The organism is Massilia phyllosphaerae (assembly GCF_034659755.1).
GTDB classification, from domain to species: Bacteria; Pseudomonadota; Gammaproteobacteria; order Burkholderiales; family Burkholderiaceae_D; genus Telluria; species Telluria phyllosphaerae.
In genome coordinates this window covers 747,953-760,339 of sequence record NZ_JAXSQX010000002.1, presented here as the reverse complement: position 1 = coordinate 760,339, position 12,387 = coordinate 747,953, and the positions used below count along the sequence as shown (strand labels likewise).

The window sequence follows — 12,387 nt, the reverse complement described above, 5'->3', positions numbered from 1 at the left end:
CCGGGGTGCAGGGCGCCGGCCGCCGTGGCATGATGGCGCCCTATGAAAACAAGAAAACGAATCGGCGCTGCGCTGGCCTGCCTGCCATTGGCCTTGCTGGCGGCCTGCAGCACCCAGATGCGTCCGGCGCGCACGCTGGCCGACAACGAGATCCAGCGCGTCATGCGGCGCGAGGGCGTACAGGGGCTGGCCTTCGCCACCATCGCCGGCGGCAAGGTGGACAAGGTACGGGTGTTCGGCCAGCGCAACGCGGCACTGGGCCAGCCGCTGGCGCCGGACACCATCATGTACGGCGCCTCGCTGAGCAAGACCGCCTTTGCCTACCTGGTGCTGCAGCTGGCCGACGAAGGCAAAATCGACCTCGATGCCCCGCTGCCGCGCTTGCTGCCGCGCCCGCTGCCGTTCTACCGCGAGCGCCAGTTCGACTACGCCGACCTGGCCGACGAACCGCGCTGGAAGAGCATCACCCCGCGCATGCTGCTGATGCATTCCGCCGGCTTCGCCAACTTCCGCTGGCTGGAGCCCGACGAGCGCCTGCGTATCCACTTCGAGCCGGGCACCCGCTACGCCTATTCCGGCGAAGGCTACCTGCTGCTGCAGATGGTGCTGGAAGCCGGCCTCGGTCTGGACGTCGGCTACGAGATGCAGCGGCGCGTGTTCGACCGCTTCGCCATGACCCGCACCAGCATGCGCTGGCGCCCCGAGTTTTCCGAGAATGCGGCCGAGGGCTATGCCTTCGACGGCGTGGTCCACCCGCACGAGCGGCGCTACCGGGTGCGCGCGGCCGGCTCGATGGACACCACCATCGCCGACCAGGCCAAGCTGTGGGCGGGCATCATGCGCGGTGAGGGCCTCAGTCCGGACAGCCGCGCGGCGCTGGTCAAGGGCTGGCTGCCGATCACCTCGAAGCACCAGTTCCCGACCCTCGACGGCGAGGCGGCAGTGGCCTGGCCGCAGGGGCTGGCGGCAGGGCTCGGGGTGGTGAGCTTCAGGGACCGCAGCGGCCAGGCCTGGTTCAAGGGCGGCCACGACGAGTGGACCGCCAACATGGCGCTGTGCCTGGAACAGGGCCAGCGCTGCGTCGTGTTTCTTTCCAACGACGTCCGCGCCGAGCAGCTGTATCCGGAACTGGCGCGCCTGGCGCTCGGCGAGACCGACATGCCATGGTCCTGGGAATACAGCGATTACAGCCAGCCATGACGTATGTGCCATTCCCGCAAACGATTGCATTTGCAGGCTTCACTGAACTGACGAAATTGACGAGTCTACCAAGGTGAAAATTGTGATTTTCCTCACAAAACTTCCCCAAAATGCAGCGTGGATTGACTAGACTCATGGCTTGTTCATCCGTCACTACCAAGATGTCCGACTCCACTGCCGAATCCGTTGCGCTGCCCCACGATCCGGGTATCGTTCCCAGCACGCTGCATTTCCCCGTGGTCGGCATCGGCGCTTCCGCCGGTGGCCTGCCGGCGCTGAAGACGATGTTCGAGAACATGCCGGCGGTCAGCGAGATGGCCTTCGTGGTCATCCTGCACCTGTCGCCAAAGCATCCGAGCTCGGCGGCGGCGATCCTGCAGCGCGCCACGCGCATGCCCGTGCTGCAGGTCACGGCCGAGGTCCACATCCAGCCCGGCCATGTCTATGTGATCGCCCCCAACCAGCAGATGGCGATGATGGACGGGCTGCTGCAGGTCGGCGAACTGGAGCGCCCGCGCGGCCAGCACGTGGCGATCGACCTGTTCTTCCGCACCCTGGCCGCGGTGCACCGCGAGCGCGCCATCGCGATCGTCTTGTCGGGCACCGGTTCGGACGGCGCGGTCGGCATCGCGCGCGTCAAGGAGCAGGGCGGCGTGACCATCGCCCAGGCGCCGGCCGACGCCGAGCACGACGGCATGCCGTCGGCGGCGATCCGCACCGGCGCGGTCGACTTCGTGCTGCCGGTGAGCGACATGCCGCAGAAGCTGATCGAGCTGTGGGACAACGCCAAGACGATCCAGCTGCCGATGCAGGGCGGCGAGGACATCGGCCAGGTCGACCGGCCGCCCACCGAACAGGACGTGGCCGAGGCCGAGCGCGCGCTGCAGGACGTGATCGGGATGCTGCTGAGCCATACCGGTCACGATTTCCGCCACTACAAGCGCGCCACGGTGCTGCGCCGTATCGAGCGGCGCATGCAGGTGCGCCAGGCGCATTACGCTGCCCGAATACCGCGACCTGCTCGAGGCCGACCCCAGCGAGCACAAGTCGCTGCTCGACGACATGCTGATCGGGGTCACCAATTTCTTCCGCGACCGTGAAGCCTTCGAAGCGCTCGAGCGCGAGGTGGTGCCCGATCTGTTCAAGGACAAGTGGCCGGGCGATGAGGTGCGGGCCTGGGTCGCGGCCTGTTCCAGCGGCGAGGAAGCGTATTCGATGGCCATGCTGCTGGCCGACCAGGCCGCGCAAATGGAGCACCCGCCGGCGTTCCAGGTGTTCGCCTCGGACATCGACGACCGCGCGATCGACACCGCGCGCTCGGGCAACTTCCCGGCCTCGATCATGACCGACGTGGCGCTGTCGCGCCTGCGCCAGTATTTCACCAAGGAAGACGACCGCTACCGCATCCGCAAGCCGCTGCGCGACCGCATCCTGTTCGCCTCGCACAACCTGCTGCGCGACCCGCCGTTTTCGCGCCTCGACATGGTGTCCTGTCGCAACCTGCTGATCTACCTGAACCGCGAGGTCCAGGTGCGCGTGCTGCAGACCTTCCATTTCGCGCTGAAACCGGGCGGCTACCTGTTCCTGGGCACCTCGGAGTCGGCCGAATCGGTGGCCGAGTACTTCGTCCCGGTCGACAAGAAGAACCGCATCTACCGCGCCCGCATCCACAACCGTCCGGCCCACCACCAGAACCCGTCGTCGGCGGTGTACGGCATGCGCCTGCCCGAAGTCAGCCGTCCCAAGCTGCCGGGCAAGCGGCACTTCTCCTACGCCGAGCTGCACCAGCGCGCGCTGGCCCAGAGCGCGCCGCCCTCGGCGGTGCTCGATGGCGAGGGCAATATCGTGCACATGTCCGAGCAGGCCGGGCGCTTCCTGCGCATGGGCGGCGGCGAGCCGTCGCGCAACGTGCTGTCGCTGGTGCTGCCGGAGCTGCGCCTCGAGCTGCGCTCGGCGATGTACCACGCTACCCAGCACGGCGCCGCGGTGGAGTGCCGCCCGATCGAACTGGCCGCCAAGGAAGCGACGGGTATGGTGGCGATGACGGTGCGCCCTTTCCGCGACCCCGAGGCTGAGAACGACTTCCTGCTGGTGCTGTTCAACCGCGTCGAGGAAGCTTCCGTCAAGGCGATCCCGTCGCGGCCGAACGGCAGCCATGACGTGGTGCTAGCCCAGCTCGAGGCCGAGCTGGCGCGCAAGCGCGAACAACTGCAGGAAACGCTGGAGAATTCCGAGATCTCGACCGAGGAGCTGCGCGCCTCGAACGAGGAACTGCAAGCGATCAACGAAGAGCTGCGCTCGGCCACCGAAGAGCTGGAAACCAGCAAGGAAGAGCTGCAGTCGGTGAACGAGGAACTGGTCACCGTCAACTACGAGCTCAAGGTCAAGGTCGAGGAAACCGGCAAGGCCAACGACGACCTGAACAACCTGATCGCCTCGATCGACATCGCCACCATCTTCGTGGACAGCGGCCTGCGTATCAAGCGCTTCACGCCGCGCGCGGCCGACCTGTTCTCGATCATCGCCTCCGACGTCGGACGCTCGCTGCTGGACCTGACCCACAAGCTCGACTACGACCAGCTGGCCGAGGACGTCAGCGCCACCTTCGACACCCTGCGCGTGGTCGAGCGCGAGGTGCGCAGCAACGACGGCCGCTACTACATCGTGCGCCTGCTGCCTTACCGCACCAACGAGGAGCGCATCGAAGGCGCGGTGATGACCTTCTTCGATATCACGCTGCGCCGCCATGCCGAGGAACAGGCGCGCGCCAGCGAAGCGCGCATGCGCATGGTGGCCGAGAGCGCCAATGACTACGCGATCATCACGGCGGACGAGTCCGGGCGCGCCACCAGCTGGAACAAGGGCGCCGAAAAACTGTTCGGCTATACCGAGCAGGAAATGCTGGGCCAGGGCCTGGACCGCCTGTTCACCCCGGAAGACGTGGCCAGGGGCGTGCCGGCCGACGAACTGCGGCGTGCGCGCGGGGATGGCCGCGCCGAGGACGAGCGCTGGCACGTGCGCAAGGATGGCTCGCGCTTCTTCTGCAGCGGCGTCACCACCCCGCTGCGTGGCGAGGACGGCCAGGGCCAATTGTACGGCTACGCCAAGATCGCGCGCGACGAGACCGCGCGCGAACGCCAGGACAAGGAGCGCGAGCAGGCGCTCAACCGCGAACAGGCCGAGCGCTGCGACGCCGAGAACGCGGCCGCGCTGAAGGACGAGTTCCTGGCCGTGATGTCGCACGAGCTGCGCCATCCGCTCAACATGATCCACATTAACGTCGAGCTGCTGTCGCGCATGCCCGAGCTGCGCCAGTCGCCGACCTTCGTGCGCGCCGCTACCATCATCCGCAATGCGGTGATGAGCCAGGCCAAGATCATCGACGACCTGATGGACATCTCGCGCGTGCGCACCGGCAAGCTGTCGCTGACGATGGCGCCGGTGGTGCTGGACGCGGTGGTGCAGGGCATCGTCGACGTCGCCCGCAGCGACCCCGCGGCCAAGGACCTGACCATCGAGATGAGCGGCAGCGCCGACGGCGCCAGCGTGCTGGCCGACGTGGTGCGGGTCGAGCAGGTGGTCATGAACCTGCTCAGCAATGCCGTCAAGTTCACCCCCAAGTCCGGGCGCATCGAGGCACGCCTGTCGCGCGACGAGAGTTGCGTGCGGATCGACGTGATCGATAACGGCCAGGGCATCGCGCCGACCTTCCTGCCGCACGTGTTCGACATGTACGGCCAGAGCATGTCGGTAACCACCCGCTCCAAGGGCGGGCTCGGTATCGGCCTGGCGCTGGTGCGCGAGATCGTCAGCCTGCACGGCGGCCGCGTCGAGGCGGCCTCGGACGGCATCGGCAAGGGTGCCAGCTTCTCGCTGTGGCTGCCGCTGCTGGACAGCAAGGCGGCCCCGATGCCGGGCGACGCAGCCGACGACGACGAGGGCATGACCGGGCTGCGCATCCTGCTGGTGCACGACATGGAAGACATGCTGCACGTGTTCCAGTCGCTGCTGGAAATGAGCGGCGCCACCGTGTTCGCGGCGACCGGCGCGCTGCAGGGCCTGGACATCCTCGCGCGCGAGGACATCGACTTGCTGATCTCGGACATCTCGATGCCGAAAATCGACGGCTATGAATTCCTGCGCCGCGCGCATGCGATGCCGAAGTATGCGCACCTGCCGGCGGTGGCGATCACCGGCATGCGGCGCGACGCCGACATCGCCGACGCACGCGCGGCCGGGTTCTCGGCGCACCTGGGCAAGCCGGTGTCGGTGGAGCGCTTGAATGCGGTGGTGAGGGAGTTGCTGCCGCGGCGGGGGAAGGGCGCTTAGTCGCGCAATAAAACAACGTCGCCCCTGCGAAGGCAGGGGCCCAAGTTCTGCCAACGCGATCGGTATGCGTGCGACTTGGGCCCCTGCCTGCGCAGGGGCGACGGTTTTTAAGCCGGCAGGAAAGTTACTTTATCGCGCCATCTTCAGCATCGCCGGATACCCCACATCCTCGGTCGCCTTCTTGAGGTCGGCCACCGTCGCCTGCGCATCGTCATACACGATCACCGCTTCGCGCTTCTCGTAGCTGACCTTGACCTTGGCCACCCCCGGCACCTTGCTCAGCGCCGCCTTGATCGTGATCGGGCAGGTCGCGCAATCCATGGTCGGCACGTTCAGCGACACCGTCTGCTGCTTGGCGAACGCGAACTGCGGCGCGGCGATGAGGGTGGCAAGCAGCGGCAGGGCGAGGAGGGACTTGGTCATCATGGCATCTAGGGTTTAATAGAACAGCGGTGCAAATTTGGGGAAACTCAGCAGCAGGGCAATCAGCAGCGCGCACACGACGAACACGCGGCGCACTACCGGGCGGGTGGTGGCGCAGCTGCCGTCCTCGATATCGCAAGCCGCGGCCGGCTTGAACAGCAGCCAGCCGGCCCAGCCGAGCGCGCCGATGCAGACCGCGATCGCGTACGGCGTCACCGGCTTCATCGCCACCAGCATCGACATCCAGGCTCCGGTGATCCCGACCAGCACCAGCACCAGCGGCAGCACGCAGCAGGTGGACGCCAGCAGCGAGGCCACCACGGCCAGCGCGACCAGGCGGCCGGCCTTGCGTTCGCTGCCGGCGGCGGAATTCGAGACAGTCACTGGATCGGGGCGGGACATCGTCGATTGCAATCTCAGATCGAACGCGAGGTGATCGTGTACTTGAACGCGTCCGGGTTCAGGGAATCGTAGGCTTCGCCGCGGTTCTCGGCCTGCGGGTACATCAGGAAGCCGACCTTGCCGATGACCTTCGAGTCCTCTAGGCGCACGTCGTGGCCGAAGTTGTAGCCCATCCAGTTGCCTTCCCAGCCGCCGAACAGCGCCTTGCGCACCGGCGCCACGATCGGGTGGTCGGGATCCTTGATCCAGTCGGCGGTTTCCTGGCGCATCACCTTGGTGACGTCGGCCGGGTCCATCGCGACCCAGCCGTGGCGCTTTAGGTAGACCTCGGCGCGGCAGTGCTGGGCGCCCTGCAGCGCGGCCGGCTTGCCGCCCAGCTCGCGGTAGCCGAAGGCGCTCGGGGCGATACGCACGCCGTAGACGTCGCGTGCCGGCACGCCGACGGCGCGGCACAGGCCGACGAACAGGCCGTTCAGGTCGGCGCACTTGCCGCTCAGGTTCGCGGTTTCCAGCATCGTCTTGATGTCGCCGAGGCCGCAGCCCTTGACCTTCGGCTCGCGGAAGGTGTTCAACAGGATCCAGTCGTAGATGCGCTGCACCTTGTCTTCGTCGGTGCGCGCGCCGGCCACGATCTGGTTGGCGGTCTTGAGCACGATGCCGTCCAGCGGCATCAGGTCGGTCGGGCGCAGCCACAGGCGCAGGTCTTCAGCCGACTCGCTGCCCGGCGTGGCCTTCTTCCAGTCTTCGCCGCGGTCGCGGGTTTGCACGCGCGACACCACTTCCAGCATCGGCGGGGCCGAACCGTCGAATTGGGCGACCAGGTACTTGGCGCCGTAGCGGCTGTCGTTGCCGACCTTGACGCTCTTGGCATTGCCGGTCCAGTTGTTGGACAGCGTGCGCTGCCAGTCGGTGTCGAGCGCCGGCAGCGGCACCCATACCGTCGACGGCCCCTCGGCGCGCTGCAGGCTCACCTGGGTCACCACCTCGTAGCTCTTCCACTCGCCCGGCTTGGGGTCGAAGTGGCGTTCCTGCGCCGCCGCGGCGGTCTGGGCCAGCAGGGTGCGCGGCAGGGCGCTTGCCAGCAGGAGGCCGCCGGCGGCTTTCAGGACGGTGCGGCGGAGGTGGTTGGTGTCAGTCATGCTCGTTTTTTCCTTGGTTATTAGTCGTGCAATGTAGTCGTGCAAAGATCCGGTGTCGCCTGCGCTGTCGTCGGGCCGCGACTGCCGCGGTCAGTCCGCCAGCAGGGCGTCGATGCTGCGCTGCAGGCCGGTGTCGCCGGCATCGATCTCGCCGGCGCTACGCCAGCGCGCCCGGCCCTGGCGGTCGACCAGGATCGTGGTCGGCATCACGCCGGCGGTCCAGGCCTTGAACATGTCGCCCGAGCGGTCGCGCAGGATCGGGTAGGGAATGCTGCGCGCACCGCTGAAGTCCTTGATGGTGTCCAGCGATTCCTTGTAGTTGACGCCGACCACGGCCACCTTGCCGCGCCACGCCGGCCGCTGCGCCAGGCCGCCCAGTACCGGCAGCTCGGCCACGCACGGGCCGCACCAGCTGGCCCAGAAGTTCACCACCACCACCTTGCCGCGCAGCTGGGCCAGGTCCCACGGCTGGCCATCCAGGCCGACCAGCTTCAGGGCCGGGGTCGGGTGGCCGGCCGGCCACGGGCGCAGGACGACGTCGGCAGCCTGGCCGGCGGCCGGCAGCAGGGTAGCGGCCGAACTCGCAGCCAGCATGGCCGCCAACGCAGCGGTACGACCATGACGGAAAGTCATCCTTGTGGGCATTGGGGGAAATGGGGCGAATCGAAATGGGTGCAATGATACCAGAGCGCGGGAGGCCTTGCCGGCGGGGCGGCCAATTGCGTTCAATATCTCTTGCGGCGCGCTTTTCAAGCGTGCAACATGGACCGGAGCGCTTGCAGTAAGCTCGCCCGACAACAAAAAAGGAGACCCAGCATGACCCGACTCGGCCATTGGATGGCGGCATTCGCCTGCGTCGCGCCCCTGTGCGCTGCCGCAGCTGTGCCCGCGACGCCGCCAACCCAGTACCAGAACCCGCTGCCGGTGCGCCTGGCCAGCGGCGAACTTGCCCAGAACTGCGCCGACCCGGCCGTGCTGCGCGATCCGCGCGCACGCAAGCCGACCTGGTACCTGTACTGCACCAGCGATCCGGTCTCGAAGCGCGAACGCTCCGGCCACGAGGGCGACGGCGGCTGGAAGTTCCGCATGATGCCGGTCTACCGCTCGAACGACCTGGTGCACTGGGATTTCGTGGCCGACGCTTTTACCGACCGGCCGCAGGGCCTGGCCGCCCCGACGTCCGGGCTGTGGGCGCCGGAACCGGTGTACATGAACGGCCGCTATTACCTCTACTTCACCGTCACCGACGTGGTCGACGCCCACAGCCCGGAACCCGGCTGCGGCAGCGACAGCGCGATCGGCGTGGCCACGTCCGAGAGTCCGGCCGGACCCTGGCGCGCCAGCCGTGCGCCGGTAGTGGGGCCGCAGCGCGCCGGCCCCGGCTGCGCCTTCCACTGGGTCTACGACCCCAAGGTGGTGGTCGACGGCGACCGCAAGTACCTGTACTACGGCAGCTACGGCGGCGGCATCTGGGTGCGCCAGCTGGACGGCGACGGCATGGCGGTGCACGGGGACGCCATCCGGGTCGGCGCCGACGGCCGCTACGAGGGCACCGACGTCGTCAAGCACGACGGCTGGTGGTACATGTTCGCCTCGGCCACCAACTGCTGCAACGGCCCGCTGACCGGCTACGGCGTGTTCGTCGGCCGCGCCCGTACGCCCGAAGGTCCCTTCCTCGATCGCTTCGGCAACGACATGGCCAAGGGCCGCGCCGGCGGCACGCCCTTCCTGCTCCAGAACGGCAACCGCTGGGTCGGACCCGGCCACAACACGGTGTTCCAGGATGCCGCCGGCGGCTGGTGGACCATTTATCACGCAATCGACCAGAACGAACCCTTCTTCAGCGCCAAGGACAAGCTGACCCGGCGCCTGGCCATGCTGGAGCGCATCGACTGGGTCGACGGCTGGCCTGTGGCAGGCGACGGACGCGCGCCCAACGATGGCCCGATGGCGGCGCCGATCGTCACGGCGGGCACCGCCGCGCCCGCGCCTCGAACACCGATGCCGCCGCCCGCGCTGCTGCCCAATGAGCAGGCCACGCTGCTGTGGGCGGACACGCTGCGCGACCCGCGCCTCGACGAACGCTGGCAATGGCTGCGCCCGCGCGCCGACGCCGCCCTGGCCGCGACCGCGGACGCGCGCGGCCTGGCGCTGCCGGTCGAGCCGGGCGACCTGTACGTCGACACCAACACGGCCAGCGTGCTGCAGGCGGCGCTGCCGCGCAGCGGCGACTACCGTATCGAAGCCGAGCTCGAACTCGAGGTCAAGGAGGGCGCTTCGGCCCAGGCCGGGCTGGTTGTGATGCGCGACGACGACAACTACGTCAAGCTGGTGGAACTGGCGCGCGGCGGCCTGCGCCAGGTCGAGTTCGGCAAGGAGATGGCGCCGGTGCCGCCGGATTGGCCACGCTACGGTAATACACTGGCGGGCACGCCCGGCCCTCACACCTGGTTACGATTGGATGTCCGCCGCGACGGCGACCTGGAACGTTATACGGCGTATTCCAGCCAGGACGGCCGGGCCTGGGTCGGCGGCGCCGTGTGGACGCACCGCCTGGACAAGGGACGCCCTGGACCGGCCCGGCTGGGGCTGGTCGCGATGGGCGGCAGCGGCCGCGCGCTGTTCACCCGGATCGCGGTTTCCGGGCTGTCGCGTCGGATATACGATCTGCATGATCGCGTACGAAAGCCCTTGCCAGCGGCGGAAGCGGGTCGTTAAAGTGGGTCGCATGCAGCGAGAGACAAGAAGTCAACAGGAGTCACAACGTGGAATACCCCCGCCCCCAATTGCGACGCGCCGCCTGGCGCAGCCTGGACGGTCCATGGCAAGCCATGCTCGACGACGCGGCGGCGTACGCCGACCCGGCCGAGGTGCCGTACGACCGCACGATCAACGTACCGTATCCTCCCGAGGCGCGCGCCAGCGGCGTGCACGACCGCGGGTTCCGGCGCCGCGTCTGGTACCGGCGCCAGTTCCTGCTCGACCCCTCGATGGCCCCTGGGCCGGACGAGCGCCTGATGCTGCACTTCGGCGCGGTCAACTATAACGCCCGGGTCTGGGTCAACGGCCGCTTCGCGATCGAGCACCGCGGCGGCCACAGCCCGTTCTCGGTCGACATCACGCGCCACCTCGACGGTTCCAGCCTCGAAGTCGTGGTGCAGGCCGAGGACGACCCGCAGGACATGCACAAGGCGCGCGGCAAGATGGACTGGGAAGCCGAGCCGCACAAGATCTGGTACCCGCGCACCAGCGGCATCTGGCGCACGGTCTGGATCGAGAAGGTGGCGCGCGTCCACGTCACCCAGCTGCGCTGGATCGCCGACGTCGCCGCCTGGCAGATCCGCCTCGACGCCGACGTCGCCCACGTGCCCGCGGGCGGCGTCGCCAACGTCCGCCTCAAGATGGGCGACCGCCTGCTGGTCGACGACCGCTGCCTGCTGACCGGGCCGCGCCTGTCGCGTATCTTCCAGCTGCCCGATCCCGGCATCGACGACGCCCGCGGCCAGTGGATGTGGAGTCCGGAACACCCACAGCTGATCGACGCCGAGATCGAGATCCGCACGGCGGACGGCAACCTGCTCGACGCCGTGCAGAGCTACACCGCGCTGCGCACCGTCAGCGTCGAGGGCGAGCGCTTCGTGCTCAACAGCCGCCCCTACTACCTGCGCATGGTGCTCGACCAGGGCTACTGGCCGGACAGCCTGATGGTGGCCTCGAGCGACCAGCTGCGCCACGACGTCCTCCTGATCAAGCGCCTCGGCTTCAACGGCGCGCGCAAGCACCAGAAATCCGAAGACCCGCGCTGGCTGTACTGGTGCGACGTGCTCGGCCTGTGCGTGTGGGCCGAGATGCCGTCCGCCTATGGCTTCTCCAGCACCACCGTGCACACCGTGATGGAAGAGTGGAAGGAACTGGTCGAGCGCGACGTGTCCCACCCCTGCGTGGTGGCCTGGGTGCCGACCAACGAATCCTGGGGCGTGCCGGAACTGATGAACGACCGGCGCCAGGTCGATTTCGTGCGCGCGCTGTACCACATGACGCGCGCGCTCGACGGCACCCGCCCGGTGGTCGGCAACGACGGCTGGGAAGCGCCGTGCGGCGACTTCGTCTGCGTGCACGACTACGAGCAGGACCCGGAGGTGCTGATCGAGCGCTACGGCACCCGCGAACGCGTCGCCTACACGCTGGAACACGTGCAGCCGGACCGCCGCCGCATCGTGATCGACGGTTTCAGCGGCCAGGGCAAGCCGCTGTTCCTGTCCGAGTTCGGCGGCATCGCCTGCCTGCCGACGCCGGCCGCGGCGGGTAGCGACGCAGGCTGGGGCTATTCGACCGCGAAGGACGGCAAGGAGCTGCTGGCGCGCTACCAGGAACTGATGACGGCGCTGCACCGCTGCCGCCCGCTGTCGGGTTTCTGCTACACCCAGCTGACCGACACCTTCCTCGAAAAGAACGGCCTGCTGACCGAGGACCGCGTGCCGAAAGCGCCGATCGAGGCACTGGCGGCGGCCACCCGCGGGCCCGATGCGCTGCGCTACAACTGGCACCTCGACCCGCTCGGCCACGACGAACGCTGGCGCACCCGGCGCGGTCCGGATTTCCCGATTGAATGGACGCGCGTCGGAGAAACGGCAGAAGTGTTAGCCTATCCCGGTGAGCGCCAACCGCCGCAGGGTCCGGGACCGGCCAATCCGCCGGGATTCGAACGCCGTGGAAGGGGCGCAACGGGTCCGCGCGCACGCAAAAAGGTGGCTTGACCGCCTATATAGCCAGGGCGTCTAACAGAACCTTCAGGGCAAGGCGCATCGTCGAAGACAGTACGCTAGTACGGCGAGACGATGCAACGCAGCCATGGAGGTTTTGTTAGGCGCTCGAGGCAGCGCGGACTCTCTAA

9 protein-coding genes are annotated in these 12,387 nt (G+C 68.0%); 5 read left to right on the top strand and 4 right to left on the bottom strand.

The annotated features are described in order from the left end of the window. The first annotated feature begins 42 nt into the window (after positions 1 to 42). From U1H99_RS11500 to U1H99_RS11490, 3 genes are all read left to right on the top strand, one after another. The gene (locus U1H99_RS11500) at positions 43 to 1,200 is read left to right on the top strand and encodes a serine hydrolase domain-containing protein (protein ID WP_323141863.1); all 1,158 of its coding nucleotides are present in this window, start codon (positions 43 to 45) and stop codon (positions 1,198 to 1,200) included. Positions 1,201 to 1,361: 161 nt separating this feature from the next. Then, a complete protein-coding gene (locus tag U1H99_RS11495) occupies positions 1,362 to 2,300 on the top strand; it encodes a chemotaxis protein CheB (protein WP_323141862.1) in 939 nt (312 codons plus the stop codon). Continuing rightward, positions 2,263 to 5,529, top strand: a complete 3,267-nt coding sequence (locus U1H99_RS11490; protein ID WP_323141861.1) for a CheR family methyltransferase — start codon at positions 2,263 to 2,265, stop codon at positions 5,527 to 5,529. The genes U1H99_RS11495 and U1H99_RS11490 overlap by 38 nt, the downstream gene beginning before the upstream one ends. 129 nt (positions 5,530 to 5,658) lie before the next feature. Here the strand turns inward: U1H99_RS11490 and merP are convergent, their stop codons facing one another. From merP to U1H99_RS11470, 4 genes are all read right to left on the bottom strand, one after another. After that, positions 5,659 to 5,955 carry a mercury resistance system periplasmic binding protein MerP gene (gene merP / locus U1H99_RS11485; RefSeq protein ID WP_445974738.1) on the bottom strand — a complete coding sequence of 99 codons (297 nt, stop codon included), beginning with the start codon at positions 5,953 to 5,955 and terminating at the stop codon, positions 5,659 to 5,661. 12 nt (positions 5,956 to 5,967) lie between these two features. After that, entirely contained in the window at positions 5,968 to 6,354 is a 387-nt protein-coding gene (locus tag U1H99_RS11480) for a mercuric transporter MerT family protein (protein ID WP_323141860.1), read from the bottom strand. A 14-nt stretch (positions 6,355 to 6,368) separates the two neighbouring features. Beyond that, entirely contained in the window at positions 6,369 to 7,493 is a 1,125-nt protein-coding gene (locus U1H99_RS11475) for a transglutaminase-like domain-containing protein (RefSeq protein WP_323141859.1), read from the bottom strand. A 90-nt stretch (positions 7,494 to 7,583) separates the two neighbouring features. Then, a complete protein-coding gene (locus U1H99_RS11470) occupies positions 7,584 to 8,087 on the bottom strand; it encodes a TlpA family protein disulfide reductase (RefSeq protein WP_323141858.1) in 504 nt (167 codons plus the stop codon). Between the two features lie 222 nt (positions 8,088 to 8,309). Between U1H99_RS11470 and U1H99_RS11465 the strand changes: the two genes are divergently transcribed. Both U1H99_RS11465 and U1H99_RS11460 read left to right on the top strand, forming a co-directional pair. Continuing rightward, positions 8,310 to 10,211 carry a family 43 glycosylhydrolase gene (locus U1H99_RS11465; RefSeq protein ID WP_323141857.1) on the top strand — a complete coding sequence of 634 codons (1,902 nt, stop codon included), beginning with the start codon at positions 8,310 to 8,312 and terminating at the stop codon, positions 10,209 to 10,211. Between the two features lie 47 nt (positions 10,212 to 10,258). Next, complete coding sequence (locus U1H99_RS11460; RefSeq protein WP_323141856.1) at positions 10,259 to 12,250, top strand: glycoside hydrolase family 2 protein; 1,992 nt, start codon at positions 10,259 to 10,261, stop codon at positions 12,248 to 12,250. Positions 12,251 to 12,387 lie beyond the last annotated feature (137 nt).

Coding starts and splice junctions, on each gene's coding strand:
- U1H99_RS11500 (WP_323141863.1), top strand. CDS start 43: ATGAAAACAAGAAAACGAATCGGCGCTGCGCTGGCCTGCCTGCCATTG.
- U1H99_RS11495 (WP_323141862.1), top strand. CDS start 1,362: ATGTCCGACTCCACTGCCGAATCCGTTGCGCTGCCCCACGATCCGGGT.
- U1H99_RS11490 (WP_323141861.1), top strand. CDS start 2,263: ATGCTGATCGGGGTCACCAATTTCTTCCGCGACCGTGAAGCCTTCGAA.
- merP (WP_445974738.1), bottom strand. CDS start 5,955: ATGATGACCAAGTCCCTCCTCGCCCTGCCGCTGCTTGCCACCCTCATC.
- U1H99_RS11480 (WP_323141860.1), bottom strand. CDS start 6,354: ATGTCCCGCCCCGATCCAGTGACTGTCTCGAATTCCGCCGCCGGCAGC.
- U1H99_RS11475 (WP_323141859.1), bottom strand. CDS start 7,493: ATGACTGACACCAACCACCTCCGCCGCACCGTCCTGAAAGCCGCCGGC.
- U1H99_RS11470 (WP_323141858.1), bottom strand. CDS start 8,087: ATGCTGGCTGCGAGTTCGGCCGCTACCCTGCTGCCGGCCGCCGGCCAG.
- U1H99_RS11465 (WP_323141857.1), top strand. CDS start 8,310: ATGACCCGACTCGGCCATTGGATGGCGGCATTCGCCTGCGTCGCGCCC.